This is a genomic window from Shewanella nanhaiensis (assembly GCF_019457885.1).
GTDB classification, from domain to species: domain Bacteria; phylum Pseudomonadota; class Gammaproteobacteria; order Enterobacterales; family Shewanellaceae; genus Shewanella; species Shewanella nanhaiensis.
Genome location: NZ_JAHZST010000023.1, coordinates 1 through 22,546 on the forward strand (window position 1 = coordinate 1; position 22,546 = coordinate 22,546).

Annotated in this window: 25 protein-coding genes; 12 read left to right on the forward strand and 13 right to left on the reverse strand. The window is 41.5% G+C overall.

Annotation, left to right across the window (positions count from 1 at the left end; all coding sequences use genetic code 11):
- Positions 1 to 322: 322 nt before the first annotated feature.
- Positions 323 to 667 (forward strand): DUF3718 domain-containing protein, encoded by a 345-nt coding sequence (locus K0625_RS21700; protein ID WP_220111550.1) that lies wholly within the window; start codon positions 323 to 325, stop codon positions 665 to 667.
- Positions 668 to 905: 238 nt separating this feature from the next.
- Positions 906 to 1,238 carry a DUF3718 domain-containing protein gene (locus K0625_RS21705; protein ID WP_220111551.1) on the forward strand — a complete coding sequence of 111 codons (333 nt, stop codon included), beginning with the start codon at positions 906 to 908 and terminating at the stop codon, positions 1,236 to 1,238.
- Positions 1,239 to 1,295: 57 nt separating this feature from the next.
- Here K0625_RS21705 and purU read toward each other — a convergent pair whose 3' ends face one another.
- The 5 genes from purU to K0625_RS21730 all read right to left on the reverse strand — a co-directional run bounded on the left by purU (position 1,296) and on the right by K0625_RS21730 (position 5,613).
- Positions 1,296 to 2,129, reverse strand: coding sequence for a formyltetrahydrofolate deformylase (gene purU, locus K0625_RS21710; protein ID WP_220111552.1), 834 nt, complete (start codon positions 2,127 to 2,129; stop codon positions 1,296 to 1,298).
- A gap of 51 nt (positions 2,130 to 2,180) precedes the next feature.
- On the reverse strand, positions 2,181 to 3,647 hold the full coding sequence (locus K0625_RS21715) for a PTS transporter subunit EIIC (protein ID WP_220111553.1): 1,467 nt from the start codon (positions 3,645 to 3,647) through the stop codon (positions 2,181 to 2,183).
- Positions 3,602 to 4,063, reverse strand: coding sequence for a flavodoxin (locus tag K0625_RS21720; protein WP_220111554.1), 462 nt, complete (start codon positions 4,061 to 4,063; stop codon positions 3,602 to 3,604). Before K0625_RS21720 ends, K0625_RS21715 begins: the two co-directional genes overlap by 46 nt.
- Positions 4,064 to 4,436: 373 nt before the next feature.
- Positions 4,437 to 5,249: a tRNA pseudouridine(65) synthase TruC gene (gene truC / locus K0625_RS21725; RefSeq protein WP_220111586.1), complete on the reverse strand. Its 813-nt coding sequence runs from the start codon at positions 5,247 to 5,249 to the stop codon at positions 4,437 to 4,439.
- Positions 5,250 to 5,295: 46 nt separating this feature from the next.
- Positions 5,296 to 5,613, reverse strand: a complete 318-nt coding sequence (locus tag K0625_RS21730; protein WP_220111555.1) for a YqcC family protein — start codon at positions 5,611 to 5,613, stop codon at positions 5,296 to 5,298.
- Positions 5,614 to 5,738: 125 nt separating this feature from the next.
- Between K0625_RS21730 and K0625_RS21735 the strand changes: the two genes are divergently transcribed.
- Positions 5,739 to 6,752 carry a DUF3549 family protein gene (locus K0625_RS21735; RefSeq protein WP_220111556.1) on the forward strand — a complete coding sequence of 338 codons (1,014 nt, stop codon included), beginning with the start codon at positions 5,739 to 5,741 and terminating at the stop codon, positions 6,750 to 6,752.
- The gene (locus tag K0625_RS21740; RefSeq protein WP_012325898.1) at positions 6,749 to 7,138 is read left to right on the forward strand and encodes a DUF3301 domain-containing protein; all 390 of its coding nucleotides are present in this window, start codon (positions 6,749 to 6,751) and stop codon (positions 7,136 to 7,138) included. Before K0625_RS21735 ends, K0625_RS21740 begins: the two co-directional genes overlap by 4 nt.
- Before the next feature lie 1,578 nt (positions 7,139 to 8,716).
- Here the strand turns inward: K0625_RS21740 and K0625_RS21745 are convergent.
- Both K0625_RS21745 and K0625_RS21750 read right to left on the reverse strand, forming a co-directional pair.
- Positions 8,717 to 9,064: an Mpo1-like protein gene (locus tag K0625_RS21745; RefSeq protein WP_220111557.1), complete on the reverse strand. Its 348-nt coding sequence runs from the start codon at positions 9,062 to 9,064 to the stop codon at positions 8,717 to 8,719.
- A complete protein-coding gene (locus K0625_RS21750) occupies positions 9,051 to 9,698 on the reverse strand; it encodes a GNAT family N-acetyltransferase (protein ID WP_220111558.1) in 648 nt (215 codons plus the stop codon). The genes K0625_RS21745 and K0625_RS21750 overlap by 14 nt, the downstream gene beginning before the upstream one ends.
- A 165-nt stretch (positions 9,699 to 9,863) precedes the next feature.
- Here K0625_RS21750 and K0625_RS21755 point away from each other — a divergent pair, with 165 nt between their 5' ends.
- Positions 9,864 to 10,103, forward strand: coding sequence for a DUF2789 domain-containing protein (locus K0625_RS21755; RefSeq protein WP_220111559.1), 240 nt, complete (start codon positions 9,864 to 9,866; stop codon positions 10,101 to 10,103).
- Here the strand turns inward: K0625_RS21755 and K0625_RS21760 are convergent.
- Positions 10,092 to 10,454, reverse strand: coding sequence for a DUF3192 domain-containing protein (locus K0625_RS21760; RefSeq protein ID WP_220111560.1), 363 nt, complete (start codon positions 10,452 to 10,454; stop codon positions 10,092 to 10,094). The genes K0625_RS21755 and K0625_RS21760 overlap by 12 nt on opposite strands.
- Before the next feature lie 146 nt (positions 10,455 to 10,600).
- On the opposite strand from K0625_RS21760, the gene K0625_RS21765 reads away from it, so the two are divergent.
- Both K0625_RS21765 and K0625_RS21770 read left to right on the forward strand, forming a co-directional pair.
- Positions 10,601 to 10,927, forward strand: a complete 327-nt coding sequence (locus K0625_RS21765; RefSeq protein ID WP_220111587.1) for a hypothetical protein — start codon at positions 10,601 to 10,603, stop codon at positions 10,925 to 10,927.
- Positions 10,927 to 11,700 (forward strand): Zn-ribbon-containing protein, encoded by a 774-nt coding sequence (locus K0625_RS21770; RefSeq protein WP_012325904.1) that lies wholly within the window; start codon positions 10,927 to 10,929, stop codon positions 11,698 to 11,700. The genes K0625_RS21765 and K0625_RS21770 overlap by 1 nt, the downstream gene beginning before the upstream one ends.
- An 8-nt stretch (positions 11,701 to 11,708) precedes the next feature.
- Here K0625_RS21770 and syd read toward each other — a convergent pair whose 3' ends face one another.
- A complete protein-coding gene (gene syd / locus K0625_RS21775; protein WP_220111561.1) occupies positions 11,709 to 12,377 on the reverse strand; it encodes a SecY-interacting protein in 669 nt (222 codons plus the stop codon).
- A 59-nt stretch (positions 12,378 to 12,436) separates the two neighbouring features.
- Here syd and queF point away from each other — a divergent pair, with 59 nt between their 5' ends.
- On the forward strand, positions 12,437 to 13,294 hold the full coding sequence (queF, locus tag K0625_RS21780) for an NADPH-dependent 7-cyano-7-deazaguanine reductase QueF (RefSeq protein ID WP_157582303.1): 858 nt from the start codon (positions 12,437 to 12,439) through the stop codon (positions 13,292 to 13,294).
- Positions 13,295 to 13,369: 75 nt separating this feature from the next.
- Here queF and K0625_RS21785 read toward each other — a convergent pair whose 3' ends face one another.
- Positions 13,370 to 14,272, reverse strand: a complete 903-nt coding sequence (locus K0625_RS21785; RefSeq protein ID WP_220111562.1) for a LysR family transcriptional regulator — start codon at positions 14,270 to 14,272, stop codon at positions 13,370 to 13,372.
- A gap of 159 nt (positions 14,273 to 14,431) precedes the next feature.
- Here K0625_RS21785 and K0625_RS21790 point away from each other — a divergent pair, with 159 nt between their 5' ends.
- Entirely contained in the window at positions 14,432 to 16,453 is a 2,022-nt protein-coding gene (locus K0625_RS21790; RefSeq protein ID WP_220111563.1) for an alkyl/aryl-sulfatase, read from the forward strand.
- Positions 16,454 to 16,762: 309 nt separating this feature from the next.
- Positions 16,763 to 17,956 carry an alginate export family protein gene (locus tag K0625_RS21795; RefSeq protein WP_220111564.1) on the forward strand — a complete coding sequence of 398 codons (1,194 nt, stop codon included), beginning with the start codon at positions 16,763 to 16,765 and terminating at the stop codon, positions 17,954 to 17,956.
- A 95-nt stretch (positions 17,957 to 18,051) separates the two neighbouring features.
- Here the strand turns inward: K0625_RS21795 and K0625_RS21800 are convergent, their stop codons facing one another.
- The 3 genes from K0625_RS21800 to hpf all read right to left on the reverse strand — a co-directional run bounded on the left by K0625_RS21800 (position 18,052) and on the right by hpf (position 20,025).
- The gene (locus K0625_RS21800; protein WP_220111565.1) at positions 18,052 to 18,927 is read right to left on the reverse strand and encodes a 4'-phosphopantetheinyl transferase family protein; all 876 of its coding nucleotides are present in this window, start codon (positions 18,925 to 18,927) and stop codon (positions 18,052 to 18,054) included.
- A 150-nt stretch (positions 18,928 to 19,077) separates the two neighbouring features.
- Positions 19,078 to 19,494, reverse strand: a complete 417-nt coding sequence (locus K0625_RS21805) for a globin (RefSeq protein WP_220111566.1) — start codon at positions 19,492 to 19,494, stop codon at positions 19,078 to 19,080.
- 174 nt (positions 19,495 to 19,668) lie between these two features.
- Positions 19,669 to 20,025 carry a ribosome hibernation-promoting factor, HPF/YfiA family gene (gene hpf, locus K0625_RS21810; RefSeq protein WP_012325911.1) on the reverse strand — a complete coding sequence of 119 codons (357 nt, stop codon included), beginning with the start codon at positions 20,023 to 20,025 and terminating at the stop codon, positions 19,669 to 19,671.
- A 590-nt stretch (positions 20,026 to 20,615) separates the two neighbouring features.
- Between hpf and K0625_RS21815 the strand changes: the two genes are divergently transcribed.
- Together K0625_RS21815 and K0625_RS21820 are read left to right on the forward strand one after the other, a co-directional pair.
- Positions 20,616 to 20,915, forward strand: a complete 300-nt coding sequence (locus tag K0625_RS21815) for a hypothetical protein (RefSeq protein ID WP_220111567.1) — start codon at positions 20,616 to 20,618, stop codon at positions 20,913 to 20,915.
- A 3-nt stretch (positions 20,916 to 20,918) separates the two neighbouring features.
- Positions 20,919 to 22,544 carry a PepSY-associated TM helix domain-containing protein gene (locus K0625_RS21820; RefSeq protein WP_220111568.1) on the forward strand — a complete coding sequence of 542 codons (1,626 nt, stop codon included), beginning with the start codon at positions 20,919 to 20,921 and terminating at the stop codon, positions 22,542 to 22,544.
- Positions 22,545 to 22,546: the final 2 nt, after the last annotated feature.

Below are 22,546 nucleotides of genomic sequence, written 5' to 3' on the forward strand. Positions count from 1 at the left end.
TCATGTTTTTTATCCTCTATGACTTCGCTAAAAGTTAGAGTTCAATTAACATGAGTAGATATTCAGGCAAAGCCTAATTGATGATAACCACCTACTGAAGTAGGTGGTTTAGGGCTGAAAACAAAATCCCATCTTTTGATGGGATTTTTATTGCAGTTCCAATTGGTATATCACCTCAAAAAACACACTTTGTAACCCCTAGACACAGCCTGATCCCAATTCCACATTCCGATACACTTAGCTACATTTTTCATACAACATTTCCCCTGAAAACACGCTTTACTAAGTAGCATCTAAGACGAAAGAAGCTAGGAGCTCTCCCATGAAAAAGTACCTCGCAATTGCAACACTAATTCTAACACCACTTGCCTTTAATGCCTCTGCAACAATGCACCCACAACTTGAAAAAACGCTTATTGACGTCTGTAAGGCTGGTGCAAGCAACAAGATGTACCAATTACGTCATACAGTAAAAACGAACCGAATTAATGAGCAAAGAATTTATCCTCGCTTGGTCTGTAACGGTGAAACATTTCATCAGTTTGCACTTAATCAGGGTGCAGATAAAACTGCAAAACGAATTGGTAAATTTATGAAAGGAACGGTCACCATTAAAGACATAGCCATGCTCTATGGCTCTGATGAAATATTGGCAGTGAATTACTAAACAGCGAAAAAGTTTAGTATAATGTAATAAAAAGAGCCTTTACGGCTCTTTTTTTATGCCATTAATTATATTTTAAAACTAGCTTTATACATGAATTGTTACTTAAAAACACCCTCTGAATTAAGTTAAACATTCCGATACACTTAGCTACAAAATTAATACAGCTATATTGAGGGCATTCAGCTTTAATCATTACTAACGCAAACCTGTATATAAACTTAACCGCTAGGAGCGACAGATGAAAAAAGTAATGACACTAACAGCTATACTATTAAACTTTACTGCACTGAATGCCTCAGCAGCAATGGAACCTAAATTAGAAAGCACATTAATAGAGGTTTGTAAAACGGGATTGAGTGATAATACATTTAGATTTAACAAAACCATGCGTGACAATAGGATAAATAAAGCAATAATATTTCCAAATTTAATTTGTAATGGAGAGAGTTTTTATAATTTTGCTCTATCAAATGGAGCAAATAAAATAGCCTCGAGAATAAAACCTTATGCTAAAACAAATACAAGCATTACTGATTTAGCTAGTAATTATAAACTCAGCGTTAAATTTTGATAAAAATAAAGGTAAAAGTGGTTATGCCACTTTTACCTTTATTTATAATTCTATATATCAAAAGACAACGGTTTTATTCCCATAAACAATCACCTCTTCATGCACAACTAACTGCAGTGCTTTACTCAGAACACTTTTTTCAACATCTCGACCATTTTTAGCCAGATCTTCAGCACTATAACTATGATCAACAGGTATAACATCTTGTTTAATAATAGGACCTTCATCTAGGCAATTATTAACGAAGTGTGCTGTCGCACCAATAATCTTAACGCCTCGCTCCCAGGCCTGACGATAAGGAGACGCACCAATAAATGCGGGTAGAAAAGAGTGGTGAATATTAATGATCCTATTAGGAAATTGCTCTACAAATTCCGGCGTTAATATCCGCATAAACTTGGCTAATACCAGGTAATCAGGCTCATACTCCTTAATCACCTCCACTATCTTTTTCTCATGCTCAACACGGGTACACCCTTCATGAGAGATAAAGTGGAAAGGGATATCAAACTTATCAGCCAAAGGTTGCAGATTTTGATAATTACCTACAATCGCTGCGATCTCAACATCTAAACCGCCATAGTATGCTTTCATTAAAATATCACCTAGGCAATGAGCCTCTTTAGTGACTAAAATAACAATTCGTTTTTTATCAGTATTCACCAATTTAATACGGCTAGAGTCAGGCAGCACCGCTTCAAGATCAGTTAAGATTAAACTGTCGTTAAACTCCCCCTCTAACTCAGCACGCATAAAAAACCGACCTTGAACATTATCAACAAATTCACTGTTTTTAATAATATTCAACTGATGGCTAAAACATACTCCAGTTATTTTTGTGATTAAACCCTGAGCGTCGGCGCACTCCGTGATCAATACCTTACGTTCCATACCTTGCTACCCCAACACTAAAAAATTAAAACTTTTCACCTGCAAAAATCATCAAAGACGCCTATCAATATATCGCTGAAGTAACCTACGAATACTTTCAGCTTTCGTCCCATACACTAGCTGTACTCCATTGCCTACCAAGATAACCCCTTTAGCACCTAACTGGTTCAATTTATCTTTATCAATTAATTCAGTTTTTTCTACACTCATTCGCAATCGGGTCAGACAAGCATTCAATTCAAGGATGTTTTTCCTCCCCCCTAACGCGCGCACTATGCTAGGAATATCCGCTTTCATCCCATCGGTATGTATCACTCTTCCTGGCGTCTTAAGATCAAAAAACAATATCGCCCCTCTGAAGATTAGGTAATAGAGCACACCTGTTATAGGACCCAATATCAGGAACCACTCAGCTCTCTGGGCGTTGCCTAGTAAAAGAGTAAAATCCACAGCTCCATGGGAAAAAACAATACTGTGGTGAATATCCAATAAGATACAGATCCAGTAGGCTAATCCAGTTAGCAGTGCATGTATTAAAAACAGCAAAGGCGCCACAAAAAGAAAAGCAAACTCAATGGGCTCTGTCACCCCAGTCAGCCAACAGGCTGTGGCGGCTGAGATCATGATCCCCGCCACTCGATTTCTTTGATCTTTATCAGCGCAGCGCCATATGGCTAATGCTGCGGCAGGCAGACCCCACATCTTAATAAGGTACCCCCCCGCTAAATTGCCTGCCAATGGATCGCCAGCTAAATAACGAGCAACCTCCCCTCTAACTACCTCATCATCTCTAAGATATTGACCAAATTCTAGGTAAAAAGGAGCATTCCAAATATGGTGTAAGCCCAAAGGAATAAGCAGACGCTCAACCGCACCATACAGTGCAAATGCCTCCGCAGGCTTTTGATAAACCACCCAGTTTGATAACCTCTCAATCCAAGCCGACATAGATGGCCATATCAGAATAAATAGATAAGCAAGCAAGATACAAAGAGGGATCATTAATAATGGGGCACTTCGTCGACCTTCAAAAAAGGAGAACACAACAGGGAGGCGTAAGCGCTCACTCTGTGACACGGCAAGGCAAGTGAAAGCTCCCACTAACATGCCGCCCGCTATGCCTGTATCTATGGTTTCAACTCCCCACAAGGCTCTGGTTTGCAGATGATATATGTCCGCCAATGCCGCCATGCTTGACAGATATACACCAAAACCAAATACAGCACTGAATGCAGCAATACCTTGGTCCCGACAAAATCCAATAGCCACAGCCACAGCAAATAACATCGGCATCATACTAAAGATGAGGTTACCGACGGTCAGCATAATCACATTAACAATGTCAGGAATAAAAGGCAGTGGACTCTTCGCTAAACCAAGCATCACTCCCGCTGCCGGCAAGATAGCAATAGGGATAAGCAGTGCTTGGCTCAGCCTTTGAGCAAACTTAAACCAGTGCTCTTGAAGATAAGTTAAGAGGTTTCGAGATCGATTTGGGTGTTCCAGATCTGTAGCCATGCTTTAGCATTTACCTCAGGTTCCATGGTTTCACAGGCATCAATTTTAAGTAATTGACCAATACGGTGAGCCCCCAACTCAGTTAATAACTCATCAAACTGTATTCCAGCTCGGCAGAATGTGTCGTAACTTGAATCACCAAGCGCAATCACACCATACCTTAGACTGGGAAGGTAGGGAGCTTGGGATTTCAGCATTTCAAACCAAGGAAGAATCTCATCAGGAACATCACCTTGGCCCGTTGTAGAACTTACAATTAATAAGATTTCATCCTGAGGAGGCATAAAGGAGCTAAGTTCATCACTTTGAAATAATTGAACTTCCCTTCCCAGCTTCTGAAGCTCATCCCTTACCATCTCAGCCACAAATTGTGCATTCCCATACACAGTTCCAAAAATCAGATTCACTTTTCTCATGTTATTCGTCGCCCTGAGATCAATTTCGCTTTATAATTAAACAATACTGTATTGACAGCTTCATGCCAACATAACTTTGCTTGAAACTTCAAGGATATAAATCTGATGCGTCATTCTAGTCGACAGAGGCACCTAAAGCACCTTCATCGCAGCGCGCACATCAGACGTATGTGCTATTTCAGAACCGTTCAATGTGAAGATGCATTTAATGCTGACAAATCACTAACTCAGACGTTTGATCCCCAAAAAAATAGTTCCGAATCCCCATCTGGTGAAGAGAAAATCACTAAGTAAGACTTAGTATCCCCAAACGACTTCAAGATGCAGGATTCAGTGACTTGGGTATACCGATTGAGACCATTAAATCTTAGCTCTAAACAATTAAGGTGGAGGGCTCAGAGACTAACACCTCATCATCCCAACCAAAAGCCTCAAACAAGGTTAACCACTCCTTTTCAAGCTCTGTTTCTATCGTGATTCTTTCACCACTTCTTGGATGATCGAATGCAAGACTTTTTGCTATCAACCACAGACGGTTTATAGCGAAATGCTCTCTAAAAAATTTATTCTGTTTGCCATCACCATGAGTAGTATCACCCACGATAGGATGTCTAAGGTGTGCCATATGGCGTCTTAATTGATGTTTTCGACCTGTGTATGGAGTCAGCTTAACCATGGCGTATCGGCTAGTTGCATATCGCCCAGATGAAAAAGGGATCTCTGTATTAAGCAGAGGCTGATAACCTGTTACCGCTTCTTGTGCCGCTTTATTTGGGTCGACATCTTTATCACCATGATCATCAAGCTCGACCTTAAGAGCGTAATCTAAAGTGTCCGCCTCATGCATATTTCCTCTGACAATGGCCAAATATTGTTTCTCTACAGTTTTAGCCGAAAACTGCTCACACAGGTTATTTGCCATCTCACTGCTTTTAGCAAACAGCAAAATACCTGAGGTAGGTCTATCTAAACGGTGAACAGGAAAAACATGACACCCCACTTTATCGCGAGTCATCTGCATGGCAAAATAACGCTCACGCCGCGCAAGATAAGATCTGTGCACCAATAGCCCTGCTGGCTTATGGATCACCACAATATCATCATCTTCAAATAGTATCTCTATCTCAGGTGCTATCTCATCGGCAACGTCATCATGAAGCTCAGCTCCATTAACACTAGCTTCCATCTCTTTATTAACTGAGGAATCCACAGACTTCTCACCAAACTGATTATCATTGTTCACTTAGCATTCTATCCAATTCATCGAAAATTTTAATTAAACCATGTAAATGAGGCTGATGACTCCAAACATGGTGTGCCATTGGGGCAATAGCTATATTTGAAGGAAGTGCATTCTGAGCGTTTATTAATTGCTCCATTTTAGGAATAAATATAAATTGCACCCAGTTTTCAAATGACATGACATCGCAACTAAAGGGCGATGTATTAGCCATAGCCTCATTAGAAGGCGGAACGCTTGACCATAAACCATGAACCTTTAACTCTGTTTCTAACTGGCGGAGTTTTTCTGTTGTATTCGCATACAGCATGCCATTGTTCCTTTTTTCCACTTATTTAGCACTCATATTTAATACGCGATAATATCATCTCAACCCACTTCTCCCTATAATAGCCATTATATTAAAAAGCAGATCATCAGTGTTACGGCAGGAAAATGACAGAAATAACGACCCTAACTCAGTTCTTAACAACGGCAAATACTCAATTTCAAGTGTATGACATGGGAAGAAGAGTTCAGCATATCGATATGCTGGCATTCCAACAGATAGAAAATTTAGCATCTTCGTACCCAAGTCCAATACAGGGGCATGCTCAATTTGCCATTGTTTTTTGGGATGCAAGTCAGCAGCACTACATCTGGTTCCTCAAACTTCCTTTAGATGAGCGCGGCCTTCTCTCACCAGCACCAAGAACTCAATTTATCAAGATGATCATTGAGGCCTTAGGTCGAGACCCTTCCCAAGCTCTTTCCAAAGAGCAGCAGCAAAAACTGGCTAACCACCCATTCTCTTTTAAACCGACCTCTGAAAAACTGGCTCTGTTTAATGCACTCGTAAAGAAGCAACTAGGTCAAGTCGCCTCTCCTCAATATGAGTTTGCTTACCAGTACCTATCTAAGCAGCTAAAAGCAGAGCATTGGCAAGAGGTTGGATTGCAAGGACTCGCTGATATTTGTGTTCGAGCCAATGAGTTAGATCACTTAAATGTGCTCATTGATAGCTTCGACTTTGCTGCAACAGAGGTACAAGTTGCAGTATGTCAATGCCTTGAGCACTTAGTGATAGATGAACGGCTAGCGGCCACAGTACTAGAAAAACTTAAACTTGCCGACAATGAACTCAAGCCTTATTACCTCAGAGCTCTTGCCTCAGATGAACAGAGGTCTATCGCTGGAATCACTTATCTTGCAGAGCTAAATCAACTCGACGCCAATGTACTTATTACTATCGCGGCTCGAAACTGGCTAGCACTAAAAGAGACTCAAACTCGAAAAACATTTTTAGAAGCTTTAGCCAAACAGGAACAGCACTTCTTTAATCAAATTTTTGCTGATATTGTAGCAATCCCAGCACTGAGAATTCAGTTACTATCTGATCTTCGCAACCCAGATAGAAGTGAGGTGCTGTCAGCTGCCATAGGTGGATTATTTAAGGTGACAAAAGCATGATGACCGATTTTTTATTCTTTGCAGCAGTGATTGTTATCGCTGCATTCTTCTGGCAGCTACGTCAAATGGCTGAGTTAAGCCGTATCTTCGCCAATAGAGAGTGTCAAAAACAGAAGGTACAGCTATTAGCTGTTGCAATGGAATCTGCCAGACCGAGCATTGGAGGTAGCAGTGGCTTAACCTGGAAGGCAAAATATCTTCTAGAATTTAGTACTGACGGCATCAATCAATACAAGGCACATATCTGGATGCACGGAAAAACGATTCAGAAAGTTCAATGGCCTATTTTTCCTGAACCAGAGTGGCATGAAGCGCCAGAGGCCAGAGGGTCAGTGGGAGGCAGCTGCGGTTCTCGCGGAAGTTGTAACACAGGAAAGTGTAAGTAAGTCATACAGCCAGATAAAGAAAAAGCGCGGCTCCTATGGAGTCGCGCCCTTTATCTCTTTTGTTAAGCAATCCAGCTATTTATTGTGCTCCCTGCACCATCCATGCGTTCAATTTGCTCCTTGCCTCATCCTTGACTATTCCTTTTCTCCCTGTTCAAACCCACTGTGTGAGTAAGTACTCATCCATGAACTCAGCAATCCATTTACCGAGCTAGCTCAATCCATAAGCGTGTCCAGATTCATCCTTGATATCTCCCTATCAACTCCTTTTTGCTCCATGTACCTGCTTATAATAAACAGTTACTCTTCCATGATCTCGGTTATTCCTTTACCGAGCTAGCTTATCCGTAAGCGTGTCCAAATCCATCCTTGTAGCATCCCTTCTATACTATCCATGTATCCTGTCTTCCAGACAGCAAACCTTCCATCCTGGATTGTTTAACTCTCCTTAGTCAGTCTAAGTACACCATCCTAGTGCACCTCATCCTTGATAGCTTCCCTCTAGTGCTTATCCTTAAGTCACTTTTGCTCATCCTAAGCAGTGAATCCATTCATTCATGTATTTCCTTCTACGAGTTAAATTCTAGAGGAGTTGAGAATTAAAATGGCTCAAAACTAAAAAATAAGATCTGTGCAAGAAGAAGTCACCAATAAAATAAATATTTAACCACTTGTTTTTAAAAGAGTAAAACAACCAAGTGAGGTTTGTCCTTTGCTAACTATTTCCTATCTCTTACACTCATGTAAGAGATCTCCTACACAGGCTCTAGCAGTTTGGGATAAGCGAAAAATAGTTCTCACTCCACTAAATCCCAGATAAAAGAAAAGGCATACCTTTTAAGGTATGCCCAATACTTTTTAGCTTCCTGCTAACTAACTGCTTCCTGCAACATCCGTGAATGACACTCTCCTATCTCATCCCTGAACATCCCTCTATTCCCTGTGCCACAAAGTTAATCTTATATAGGCACTAAATCCCTTTACCAGCAACTCCGTCTTACTGTTCCCCTATCCTTGGGTTATCCATCAGCATCCTGCAAGTCATCCCTAATTTCCGTCAAAGGAAGCTTGTATAATCAAGATTATACAGTCCATAATTCAGGTATCCTTTCCCAAACAGATTAAGTCCTTTCAACCTATTTATACCAATTTGAACCTATCTAAGATTTTGTCCTTGATAAGGCTCACCTTCCATTTGGCTTCCTGTTACGCTCCCGCGCATAGCAACTTCCTAGTCACCCGATCTCATCCTAAGATCAACAATTCAAATTCACTCTCTAGTAGCTGAACATCTGTTTTATTAACTCTAACTTAAAAAGTTATATATTGAGAGAGAGAGTAGATTCATAATCAAAACAACCAAAAAGAGCGCAACCACAACACCGAGCTAACAGACTGAATAATATAGAGTATAATTATCTCAAATATAAAACAGTCATTATTTACAGTGGATCTCTTACGTCTTTGTGCGATATATCTCACAAAGGTTTTAGCAAGAACTCGGATCACATTTTTACAGAGTTAGATAATAAGTTAGCTAAAACTGAGGTAGGAGGCACGCTAAACGAAGAGCTTGGCTCAAGTATTAGATTTTCGTTGAAAAAACTTAGCTATTCGTTGTGTAAACATAACCCAATCACCGAAAAGGCTATAGAGAGGATATTGAAAAGTCGCAGGTCTGTTCTTCTCAAAAACAAAGTGGCCAACCCAAGCAAATCCGTAACCCACCAAAGGTAATAGAGCTAATTGAATCCAGTTTTGGCTGATCAAAGTCTCTATTAAGATGACTAAAACCAAAAAGCTGCCTATATAGTGAAGTGCTCTGCATGTGGTATTTTGGTGCTGAGAGAGGTAAAAAGGATAAAACGCTTTAAAAGTAGCGTACTCTCTATTTTTTGAAGATTGAGATGGCTTACTCATTTTCATGGCCGCGATAAAAAAGAAGCTCGCCTTCAACTTTACCTATCGAAAGCTGCTCTAATAGAGTAAATCCATGTTGACTAAAAAGCAGAGCATGATTTTGATCGCTAGCAAAGACACCTATCCCATCAAGCTCAGGTTGTTCATCACACCAGCTTAATGTTGCCTGAACCAACTGACCTCCTAACCCCTTCCCCTGCTCGGTTGGAGAAACGGCAATAAATTGTAAGATACCGCAATGAGGACTAGGTAAGTGCTCCAACAAAGAGGACTCCTTCTTGATTAAAGCTTGAGTTGACTGCCATCCAGTACTGATTAGCATTTTTAAACGCCAATGCCAGTATCTAGACTCTCCAAGAGGAACTTGTTGGGTCACAATACATGCAACGCCCACCATTCTATCAGCATCAAATAACCCAATTAATGCCTGCTCTTGCTGCCATAACTCATTAAGCTCTTCACGTATTGCCCCTCTGAGCTTCTGCTCATACATGGGCATATCACCAGCATATAAAGAATCGATAAAAAAGGGGTCATCATGGTAAGCGTTATAGAGTATTGAAGCTGCAACACGCAGATCTTCAGCAGTTAAATATACGGCTCGATGCGCTTGCGATATTGCACTATCTTCTTTAGTCATCAACTGGCAACCTTTGATCTAGATCAATTAACACCAATGTATCAACTGAAATTAACAGTGTAAATATCAATCATAAAATGCTGTTAATATAATCACTTTTATTCAAGTATGATCCATACTAGTAGTAACTGTTAATCATAGGTATACACGTATAAGGAGCAGTCAATGGACACGACGCCTCAAGACCTTAACCATCTATTTGAGCAACTCGGCATAGAGAGCAGTGAAGAGAATATCGATAAGTTTATTGCAGAGTCTACGATCCCCAATAATGTACTTCTTTACGAAGCCGATTTTTGGACTGAGTCTCAAAAAAGTTTTTTAAAAGAAGCGATAGATGAAGACGCCCAATGGTCTGAACTCATCGACCATTTAGACGCCCTAATTAGAAGATCAGATACTTAAGTAGGCCTTCTCTCCCCAACCAACAACAGCATTATTACTGATGACGACAGGAGTACATTCATCTTTTGTCGTCTTACCATCACCTTTAGTTCTCTGAGTTCGATAAAAAAGTACATGGACCTCTTTATCATCCTTCATATAAGCCTCATAAAAGTCAGCATCCCCCATCAGCACCTTAACCTGATCTTGACTCATTCCCAGATTGAGTTTGGTTAAATTATCCCGATTGGCTGATTGGGTTTTCTCCCAGTGATTCCAATCGGAATCACCTTCACCAAGGTTGATTACACAACCCGATAAACCTAAACTTGCTACCCCAACAAATACTAAACCAATTAAACGTGTTTTCATTATGACTTCCTGTTTCTTTATTATCGTTAAACGCTTTTAAAGCAAATTACAGGCCAAATCATATCTACATGTTTATATTAAGTTTTATTTTTAATATATACTTTTAATTAGTCTTTTAGGCTAGTGAGTGAGAAAAATCACCAATGATGAGTCCTTTAGAACAAGTATTAGCTGCAGCCAAGTCGATCGCAGACGCAGGAAAGCAACCAAGTCTTGCCCTGATAAAAACAAAATTAGGAAATAGTATCCCCATGCCGATACTTATCCAAGGCTTGCAACAGTTTAAATCTATGTCTCAGGATGCAATAGAGCAGCTTCAAGCACTCACAGCTGATGTATCGCTAAGTCAAAAAAACGAAGAGTTATCTGAGCTTGATACGCTAAAGTTGGAACTAAAACGACTAAAAGAAGACTACCAACAGCTTAATAATCGATTAACTGCACTTGAATCTGACTATAGGTCTCAAAAATAATGCATGTTGTTGAACTTAGATTTGAGTGTTTTGACAACACCACAATCACAGCGGCTGAGAAAGCAATAAATGGTCTTTTAGAAGCCTACAGAGCCAATGGGCAGGTATTAGGCAGAGAGTTTGCCGTAGCTTTCAACGAGGGAGACTTTAAAGTCAGGCTCTTGATGCCGGAAAAAAGCAGCTTAGCTAAACGTTACAACAGCCCTTGGGTTAATGCTGCATTGGCTGAACTGACAACAGCTAAACTGCTTGCTCCTCGAGAGAAATATATTGGTCAGGATATTAACTCAGAGGTAAGCAGTTCTGATAAACCAAGCTGGCAACTGCTCTATACCAGTTATGTGCATATGTGCTCACCAATACGAAATGGCGACACACTCCAGCCAATCCCACTTTATCAGTTACCCGCCACTTTTAACGGCGATCATAAACGCGTAATAAGATGGCAAACGGAGTGGCAGGCTTGCGATGAACTTCAGATGGCTGCTGCCACTAAAGCGGAATTTGCAGCATTGGAGGAGCTAACCTCAACAAAAAGCGATCTTTTCCGGCGTGGTTGGGACATACGAGGTCGGGTCGAATTTCAAACGAAGATCCCAACATACTACTACCTGTATCGAGTAGGCGGTGATAGCTTGGCCGCCGAAAAAGAGCGACCTTGCCCCCGCTGTGGCAACCAAGAGTGGTTACTGGATGAACCGCTACTGGATATGTTTCACTTTCGCTGCGATGAGTGTCGTATTGTTTCAAACATCTCTTGGGATCATCTTTAAGTAAGAAGTTACGATCTGGTGCCTTTCAAGTTCTGCCACATCAGCTTAATACGGTGCCAGATCCCGGGATGTTCTAACTCAGACATGGACTCCTCTACGTGTATCTCAGGAGGGGCAACTCTCGGTGTTAAGGAGTCGATGAAACTCTCAAGTGATTCGGCAAGCTTTTCACTTGGGGTTTCACCTGGGATCTCAATCCAAACGCTACCATCACTGTTATCAATTGTTAGCATTCTATCGCCATCACCTAAAACACCGATAAACCAAGTTGGCGCCTGCTTAAGTTTCCTCTTCATCATCAGATGGCCAATGATATTTTGCTGCAAACACTCAAAATCACTCATGTTCCATACCTGAAGTAACTCACCCTCCCCCCACTTTGACTGAAAAAGTAGCGGTGCTGAAAAGTACTGGCAATAAAAATGATTAATATCTGTGTGTAACTTCATATCTAAGGCCGAATCAACATTATCAAAAGAGACACTATCCTCTCTTTCTACTGGATGCCAGAGAACAACTTTATCCATCTGCGCCATAAGCTCATCATCACTAAACTCCCCCTCAATACAGGGAGATGACTCGCCTTGGGGATAATAGCGAGGAGATTCACCTAGTTTATCTAAATAAGCTTGATGGTATATTTTTAAAAATTTATCCAGTGCAGGTAAAGAAGACACTTAGCTGTTGTCCAAAATCAGGTATAATGATCGCCTATTTTGCCATGGAAAAACCATTGATGACACAAGTTCATGATCCCTATAGTAATGCACAGGCCCTTTCTGAACTGACGCTTGGAAAAGCGACTGGCTATCAGTCTGAGTATGATGCATCACTGTTGCAAGGGGTTCCCCGTAAACTAAACCGTGATGCCATAGGCCTCAGCAATACGTTACCTTTCCACGGCAGTGATATCTGGACAGGCTATGAACTTTCCTGGCTCAATGCCAAGGGAAAGCCTATGGTGGCTATCGCTGAATTCCTACTTAGTTTTGATAGTGAAAACCTTATTGAGTCCAAATCTTTTAAGCTATATCTCAATAGTTTTAATCAAACCAAATTTGAAAATCTAGAACAGGTTCAAACAACCTTAGCCACTGACCTTAGTCAATGTGCAAAGGGCGAAGTATTAGTAAAGGTTATAGAGCCTAAGCAGTTTATCCACCAACGCGTTGTTGAACTGCCAGGTACCTGTATTGACGATCTTGATATTGAAGTTGAAGATTACAGTTTTAATCCTGAATACCTCATCGACAGCACAGATGAAAAGGCGATGGTGGCAGAAACCTTAAACTCAAATCTATTAAAGTCTAACTGCTTAATTACCTCTCAACCTGATTGGGGCAGTGTGATGATCCGCTACCAGGGACCTAAAATAGATAGAGAAAAGCTACTGCGCTACCTGATATCGTTTCGCCAGCATAATGAGTTTCATGAGCAGTGCATCGAGCGTATCTTTGTCGATCTAAAACGTTTCTGTCACTGTGCAAAATTAACTGTCTACGCACGCTACACTAGGCGCGGTGGCTTAGATATCAACCCATACCGCAGTGATTTTGAGCATCCCCCAGAGAGTCATAGACTCGCTAGGCAGTAATCCCTATATAAATGGATAAAAGTAGAGGGGCTGTTTTTCAGCGCTTCTACTTCAACATCGCAAAAAGCATACCTCTTACTTCATTAACAGTAACAGCGTCTCCCTTAGCCACAAGTTAGCCGCATTGTGCTGTAACTTTTTACACCACACCATATACAGGTCAATCGGCTCTGTAACAAAAGGGAGCGGTAATACCTGTAAACCAAATAACTCCGCATAGGCGTCCGTATATGATTGTGTCGCTACCGCGATGGCATCGGATTTAGCCGCTGTCGCCAGCATATTTAACAAAGACGATTGCTCACCATACATCTCTCTTTTGGGAAGCACCTCTTTGGTCATTAGATCAGCCATGCTCAGATTAGAGCGACGCATGTTATGGATAATATGCTTCTCAGCAAAATACTGCTCTGTGCTTAAACTTCCCTGGATTCTAGGGTGCTCCTTTCTAACCACACAGTTCAACTTGTCCTGCATTACTTTTGTCGAAGCAAAAGAGGCCAGATGAGGCTGCGTAATATCTAGGGCCAGATCCACCTTCTCCAGCTGCAGATCCATCTGTATCTGCTCCTCCCCTATTGGGGTTTCACGAAACACGATATCAATTGCGCTATCACACAAGTATTCATCTACCCGAGTTTGCAATAGCTGAATAACTGTCTCATTCGCATAAACATAGAAGCTTCGCTTGCTCTGCTTAGGATCAAAAAGGTGCAAGCCTGACACCACCTGCTCAATAGCCAGCAGGGGCTGCTCAAGTTGTTGATATAGGTTTAATGCAACTGATGTTGGCTTAACTCCTCGACCAACACGAATAAACAGCTCCTCACCAATAGATAACTTCAATCTTGCAATGGCGTTACTCACCGACGATTGAGTCAAATTTAGCTCCTCTGCCGCTCGGCTAAATGAAGCCGTTTTACAGACAATGGAGAAGACGCGCAGTAAGTTCAGATCCAGTGGTTTTTCTTGAGACATACTAAGCCTAATATTCACAATATAAATATTAGAACACAGGTTAAGCCTAATTATTTATCAATTCAAGCAAGATAAACTGATTTCAACGTTTAGAAATAGACCAGCCCTTACATCAATCCTTAAGGCTGAACCGACTTACTCTTGAAAGAGGCTCTACCGATGAAAAACTCATTACTTGCAGTATCTATTATCAGTGCACTATCACTCAATACGTTCGCTATTAGTGCTTACGCAGCTCAACATGAACATGACCACATCACTGTTAGCTATCAAGGCAAAGACGCCACCTCTCACACAGCAGAAGCTAACAAAGCAACAGCGAAAACACTCAACTTTGCAGATACGCGGGCTTTTGAACAATCATCAAAACAACTTGTCGCTAAGTTAGATGAAAAAACAGCAAAAATACTCCGAGCTGAGTTTGAATTTATTGGGGAGGAAGCGCCAGATACAGTCAATCCATCTCTGTATCGTCAAGCCAAGTTGAATATGGTGGCAGATGGACTCTATAAGGTACGCGATGGTATTTATCAAGTTAGGGGAACAGATCTGTCGAATTTGACCTTAATTCGTAGCGACAGCGGTTGGATCGCCTACGATGTACTTCTTACCAAAGAAGCTGCTAAAGCATCCCTTGAGTTCGCGATGAAAAACCTGCCTCAAGGTGGCGACCTACCAGTAGTGGCGATGATCTACTCACACAGCCACGCTGATCACTTCGGTGGTGCCAGAGGCGTTCAGGAGCTCTATCCCAATGTGAAGGTCTATGGCTCTGATAACATAACCAAAGAGATTGTCGACGAGAATGTACTTGCGGGAAATGCCATGAGTCGCCGTGCAGCCTATCAATATGGCGCAACTCTTGGTCAGCACGACCACGGCATTGTCGACGCGGCGCTAGGCAAAGGCTTGTCTAAAGGGGAGATCACCTATGTCAGGCCCGGCTATACCTTAAATAGTGAGTCAAAATGGGAAACCCTCACCATCGACGGCCTAGAGATGATATTTATGGATGCATCAGGGACCGAGGCGGCCTCAGAGATGATCACCTATATTCCCTCAATGAAGGCACTCTGGAGTGCAGAGTTGACCTATCAAGGTATGCACAATATCTATACCCTTCGCGGCGCCAAAGTACGTGATGCACAAAAATGGTCTAAAGATATCAATGAGATGATCAATGCATTCGGAGGTGAAGTTGAAACCCTGTTTGCTGCGCATTCGGCACCAGTTTGGGGTAACGAGGAGATCAATGATTTCCTTAGATTGCAAAGGGATAACTATGGCCTAGTCCATAACCAAACACTGCGCTTAGCAAACCAAGGTGTCACAATTCAAGATATTGGTGACGCTATTCAAGAGGTGATCCCAGAGTCTATTTTCAAGGCATGGCACACTAATGGCTACCACGGTACTTATAGCCATAACGCTAAAGCCGTTTACAACATGTACTTAGGGTATTTCGATATGAACCCTGCAAACTTAAACCCGCTGCCAACGCATCCAGAAGCAGTAAAATTTGTCCAATACATGGGCGGAGCCGATAAGGTATTGATAAATGCCGAAGCTGACTTTGCTCAAGGAGATTATCGCTTCGTAGCAACCGCCCTTAATAAAGTCGTCATGGCAGACCCAGCTAACAGTAAGGCGCGTGAACTGCTCGCCGATACTTATGAACAGTTAGGCTATCAATCAGAGGGCGCAGGGTGGAGAAATATCTACCTAACAGGCGCTCAGGAGTTACGAGTTGGCATTCAACCTGGCACACCTAAAACAGCTTCAGCCGATGTAATAAGCGAGATGAATATGCCAACACTCTTTGACTTTTTAGCCGTCAAAATAGACAGCCTTAAAGCGGCGAAGCAGGGATTAGTGACCATGAATGTGATCACCCCAGATGACAATCGTATTCTCTATGTTGAGATGAGCAATGGCAACTTAAGCAATATCGAAGTCGCGACACCAAAAGACTCAGACGCTAATCTCACTATCAATAAAGCAGATGTAAACCGTATTTTGATGGGAGAAGTGAAACTAACAGAGCTGCTTGCCAACGGCAGTGCCAAGCTAACGGGAGATAAAGATGCCTTTAGTAAAATATCTTCAAGTTTAGTTGAGTTTAACACCGACTTTGAAATCGTCCCATTAAACCCTAACCAGACGAGTGAGCATAAACACTAAAAAACAGCATCTAGGATACATAAAGCACAGTTAACTTATGGTTAACTGTGCTGTTATATAAATAAACCCATGCAGTACAACACAAGATATCGAACTAGATTATCAAGCAACTTTAGTCATAAAAACTTTAGCAAAACCGAATAAGTATTACTTTATAGGTACTACTTAATTAGTATAAGCTGATGATCTATGTCACATTTATTACAACATAGAGATAATCATTAGTTAACATTGTCCCAGATCAAAAAGCGCACACCCTTTAACATCTATAACAGCCTCAGAGCAATGATGAAACAAAAGGACTACCTAATGAAAGTTCGTGCACTTACCCTAGCTATACTGACAAGTTTATCCGCATCTGCCATCGCAGCCGATACGGTTGATCCACTAAAAAAAGCCTTTATCGACGATTCAGAGATAAAGCTACAATTCCGTTTACGTTATGAACAAGCTGATGTTGATAATGTTGACGATCAAAATCAGACCACTTTGCGTACACGCCTAAACTATAAGACAGGTGATATCTATAACTTCTTCGCGCTGGCAGAAGTTGACGATGTACGCTCGACCGATGATGAACCTCTTATTGCCGACTATGAATACACTCAAATTAATCAGGCATTTATTGGTTATAAAGCACCAGCTGACACACTGCTAAAATATGGTCGTCAGCGTATCTTACTCGATAATCAAAGGTTTGTTGGTGGCGTTGGTTTCCGTCAAAATGAGCAAACTTATGATGCGTTTTCAATTCAAAATACAGCAGTAAAAGATCTGACTGCTTATTATGCTTACGTCAATAATGTAAACCGTATCTTCCCTGAAGGCTCTGGGAAGGATGAACATAAAAATGAAACTAGTCTATTGAACGTTAACTACAAGGGTCTAGATTTCGTTAAGCTAAGCGGTTATGCCTACCTAATTGACAATCTCAATGTCGCTAAATTCTCTACCGACACTTATGGTATTCGTGCAGCTGGTAACATTAAGCTAGATAAGATTAAGCTTAATTACGAAGCCGAATTTGCTAAGCAGTCAGAGGGCGGTGACAATCCAACCAGCTATACTGCTAACTACTACAAATTAGGTGCAGGAGTTGGCTTTAACGGTTTTGGAGCTAAGTTAGGTTATGAGGTTTTAGGCTCTGATGATGGCGAAGCTGGCTTTATCACGCCACTGGCAACCTTACACGCCTTTAACGGTTGGACGGATAAGTTTCTCTTTGGGGGTGCTGGTAACTGGAAAAATGGTATCGTCGATACCCACTTTATCTTAACGGCAAAAGTCGCTGGCCTTAAACTGCTTGCCAAGTACCATAAATTTGACTCAGATTTTGGTGATATCGACATGGGTAAAGAGTGGGGTTTTGCGGCAACTTACCCATTTGCTAAGCACTATGATGTGGGTGTGAAATATGCGAGCTACACAGGTGGTGATAACCACGTAGATTATTCAAATGCTGACACAGACAAGCTTTGGTTAACCCTGCAAGCCAAATACTAAACTCAATAGTAAAAGTGTAAAACGAGAGCATACTTAACCCTTAAGTAACTTGCTCTCGCTCCCTCCCTTTTGAGCAGGCTAATCCCTGCTCTTTTTTATTTTAAGCAAGCCAACATTTCAGTTAACGTTAGTTGACATGCCTTCAGGTTAAACGTACCAATATAAGATGCACTGACAGCAAAGCGATACTCTTCGCATAGTCTTCCTAAGAAGAGGCACCAAGTATCAGCAGCACACTTATCTCCCTCCCCCTCTTGAACTAGATATAGCTCAATGCCATCAAGCAACACACACTCAACCGCTGGGCCATTTAACTTCTTCACCTCTATTTTTTGTTTAGTCGCCCTAGTGAAATCAAAATAAAATGACTTAAGAGAGAGGGCTAAACCTAGACCTTTGGCTTTAATATAGGACTCTTTCAAGGCCCAAAGATCAAAAAAACGCTGCCGCTGACAGGACTCAGGCAAAGAGAGAAGAGCATCGGTTTCACTCTGAGTAAAATAGTGGTTTAAAATTGGATAAATATTGGTTGAGTCTCTATTACGCTCAATATCGACCCCTAACTCAATAAAAGCTCTTCCTCCACCACTTAACCCCGATTGACCTTGGTATACAGCAACCACAAGCCAGTCACCACTGTGGCTAATATTAAACCTCAATCCGCTTGATAGCGCCTGAGCAGTGATTAAATCAGGCTTGCCTTTCTCACCATATTCAAACTGCCACTCCCCAGGTGAGAGTGTTACATCGCCTGACCGAGTTAGCGATAAGATCCCTCTCAGATAGCCCCTTACCATCAAAGCTTTATCGCGAGCATCCGCTTGAACGTAGCGTGAAACTTTAGCCAGTTCATCTTCAGGTAACCAGCTGCGTACCAACTTAGTGTCATCTGGACTCATCGCCTCAGTATTTAACGGACAAAAATAGAGGGTGACCTCCGGTGAGGGAGACAGGGAGGAGATAGGTGACAAGTGAGCTCCGCAGTTTTTGAAGATAAACAAGAGTCGATAGTAGCAGAGCCATGAGGTTTAGATAAGTAAACTTATGCCAAATCAGATCAGAAAGCGAACGACTCAGTATGGCTTTTCGTAAACTAATTCAAGACGAAAAATGCAACGGTATTACTCAACATCATAAATATGCTTCATAAACTCAATCCCCGGTGCCATAGTGATCCGCCAGGCAACCGCACACTCATTGTTATACCTAGGGTAGATCTTCTCCAGAGCGGCAAGCACTGAATTAACAAAAACAGTATAGAGTTCGGAATCCACATGAAATTTATCTTTATGATCTTTTGCTAACTTAATCAAATGTTCATCGGCGACTTTAGTCACAAAAAAACAGATCATATAACCGAATGACTCCCTAACCATCTCGTTTTGTTTCACCATATCAGTATGCTTAAAGGCCATTTTCACTTGTGGGCAACTATTAATAAAAACCTCATAGAAAGTCTTATAAAACAGGTCTTCATTACGAGCAATGAAGTCATAACTGTTGTTAAAGATCTCGTTAAAATCAATCTCAGTACTCATAAACAAACCTTTGGACGTGATTTATTTCATCAGGTATATCAATCATAGTTGAAGCTTGGCTTCATCATTTATCCTAAGAAATTTTTTTACAAAAAAAAGCCACCGATTCATCGGTGGCTTTAAATTTTATCTTTTACTTAGATAGCAATAAGATAAAGCTAACACATCATTGACTTAAACCAGTTTCATCTCTTGAATGATCTCATGAGCGATCTCTGGAGTCGTGCTTACAGGCTTCTCATGCTTATCGGCTTTTAATTGCCCTTTACGATGTTTAAGCGCTGCATCTAGCTTTTTGGCTGCTGAAGCAATGGCAGGGAACATGATTTCGTTTGTTCCTGAAGCTGAAATTCGGCTACCTTCATAATTAGTACGTAACTCAACCTGATGCTCACCGTGTTCTTTTGAAATAATAACATCCAGCGAGATTAACGACGGGAAATGAGTTGCGATTTTAGAAAACTTGTCGTTCACATGCTCTTTGATTGAATCGGTTACATCAACGTGGTGACCTGAAAGATTTATTTTCATAGGTTTTCCTTTTAAGAATTACTTCAATAATAGAGCTTGGGGCTGAGACGGGAAAACACAAGGGGGCATGTAAAAGAATTTACTTAGTCACTTTGCCGCACACTTAATATATTTCTACCCTTAATTATCAGTCCTTTATCACTCAGTATCCATTCTAACGATGACATATAAATGTTAGCGATATGGCCAACATATTAGCCTGTCTTACTGTTCACAGTCCCCAATCTGTACACAAATATAGATAAGCTGCGTCATAGACTCTCAAACTAGCTGACTTAATATTTACTCCTCAAATACCACAAAAGCAAGCCTCTACTATATTCAATGTCCAAAATTAAGACGAAACTAAGGTAATCGTCATAAAAATGAGCTAAATGCAGAAAATTTTGTCAATAAAAAGTACTAAATTTGTTCTACATGATAAGCATAAGCCAAAATGAGCACTATCGATATGAGATACAGCTCCCATCTCCTCAAATTTACAGATTAAATCTAAATAAAAACCGTTCTCATTATCAAAAGTTCATGTAAAATCCCCCTACCTTTGCTTTCAATACCTGCTAAGCACGACTCTTTAGGATCTAAAAACTGTGGCATTCGTTAATTTTAAGTGGCGGGAACAGCTATCAAAACCTAGCTTTGATATCTTCTCCCGCTCTCTCGCTGCTATCTTTGGCGGTTATTTAGTTGCCGCAACGGCTTGTGGACTGCTCGCTTTAGCGCTACCACTTCCAGTAGCAGAAAGTGTACTGACAGCCATGATGCTCTCTTTTGCTCTCTATGCCATCGCTGCATTATGGGCTTTTAGCGTCAAAAGGAGCCGACAGGCTTGGCGTGATCTCTTATGCATTAGCACCATTTTTTATCTCCTGATTTTACTTTTAGGTTAACCCATGAAAGAGACTTTTTTCCGCACCATGACCTGGCTGCATACTTGGGTTGGCCTACTGGTCTGCTGGGTATTATTACTGGTATTTTTCGCAGGAACACTTAGTTACTACCGTTATGAGATCTCTTTATGGACTCAACCTGAGCTACATAAAGAGGTCTTTCAAGATTACGAGAAGGGTCAGCTCAAAGCCCAACTTACACAGGCGCAAGCCTATCTTGCTCAACATGCCAGTGATGCAAAAGACTGGCGAATTAATTTCCCCACTGAGCGAAAACCTTATCTCAGTTATGGCTGGCAAACACAACCAGAGCCAGGTCAGCGCCGCGGGGAGTTTATTGAGCATATTGTTAAAACCGACGGTAAAGGGGTCATCACAGATACTCGCGACTCACGCGGTGGCCACTTCTTCTACCGGTTACATTTCGATCTACACTACATGCCCGCCAACATTGCACGTTGGATAGTCGGCTTCTGCACCATGTTTATGCTGCTGGCCCTAATCAGTGGCATAGTGATCCATAAACGTATCTTTAAAGATCTCTTTAGTTTCAGGCGTAACAAAGGTAGCCGTTCATGGCTAGATGCTCACAACGTCAGCTCCGTATTAGCACTTCCCTATCACTTAATGATCACCTACACAGGCCTTATCACCTTAATGTTGATCTATATGCCTTGGGGCGTACTGACAGCCTATGACGGAGATGCTCGCGCCTTTCGTGCAGAGCTCAAACCTAGCCGTGTACAGGTAAAACCCACTGATATACCAGCTGAGATGATACAGATAGACACGCTTTTACCTAAGGTGAAAGGTTTTTGGGGAGATGTTCCACTCAAACAGGTTGTCATTAGTAACCTTAATGATAAAAACAGTAGAGTCAGCTTCTATCAAAATACGCAACAGTCCGTCACAGATAAACGTACCCCTCTTATTTTCAGTGGCACTGACGGTAAGCTGCTCAGTGATACTCCTGTAGCGCCATCAGCAACTCATGTTACCCATGATACCTTGATGTCTCTGCACACGGCGCGGTTTGCCAAACCAGTGCTCAGAGCATTTTTCTTCATCTGCGGCATTATGGGTTGCGCCATGATAGCTACCGGTACCCTTTTATGGGCAATCAAAATACGTCAAAAACAGCAGAAAAAGATTAAAAATGGAGTCAAAGCGACACTAGGTTTACGTTTAGTTGAGGGATTAAACCTAACCTTCATCGCAGGACTTCCTCTTGCCACCTGCAGCTTTTTCTACGCTAACCGCATTTTAGAAAAAACCATGGAGAACCGGGCTCAATGGGAGATAAATAGCTTCTTTATTGCCCTAACACTTGTCGCGTTATTAGCCTGCTTTAACCGAGGACAAACTAGTTGGCGCTTAGTATTACGTCTATCGGCGGCTGGTCTCATCGCCATTCCAGTGCTTAACGCGTTAACCTCAAATAGCCATCTGATAAGTAACATTAATGAGCAACAGTGGGCGTTAGTTGGGTTCGACCTTACCTGTATGTTATTTGGCGGCGCACTTTGGTTTGCCTCAAACAAGCTTAGGGATTCAACTAACCTTGCTAAGGTAAAACAACCAACAACCCAAGGTTCTCAACTTTCACAAACAGTTAAAGAGGGAGTGTAAGT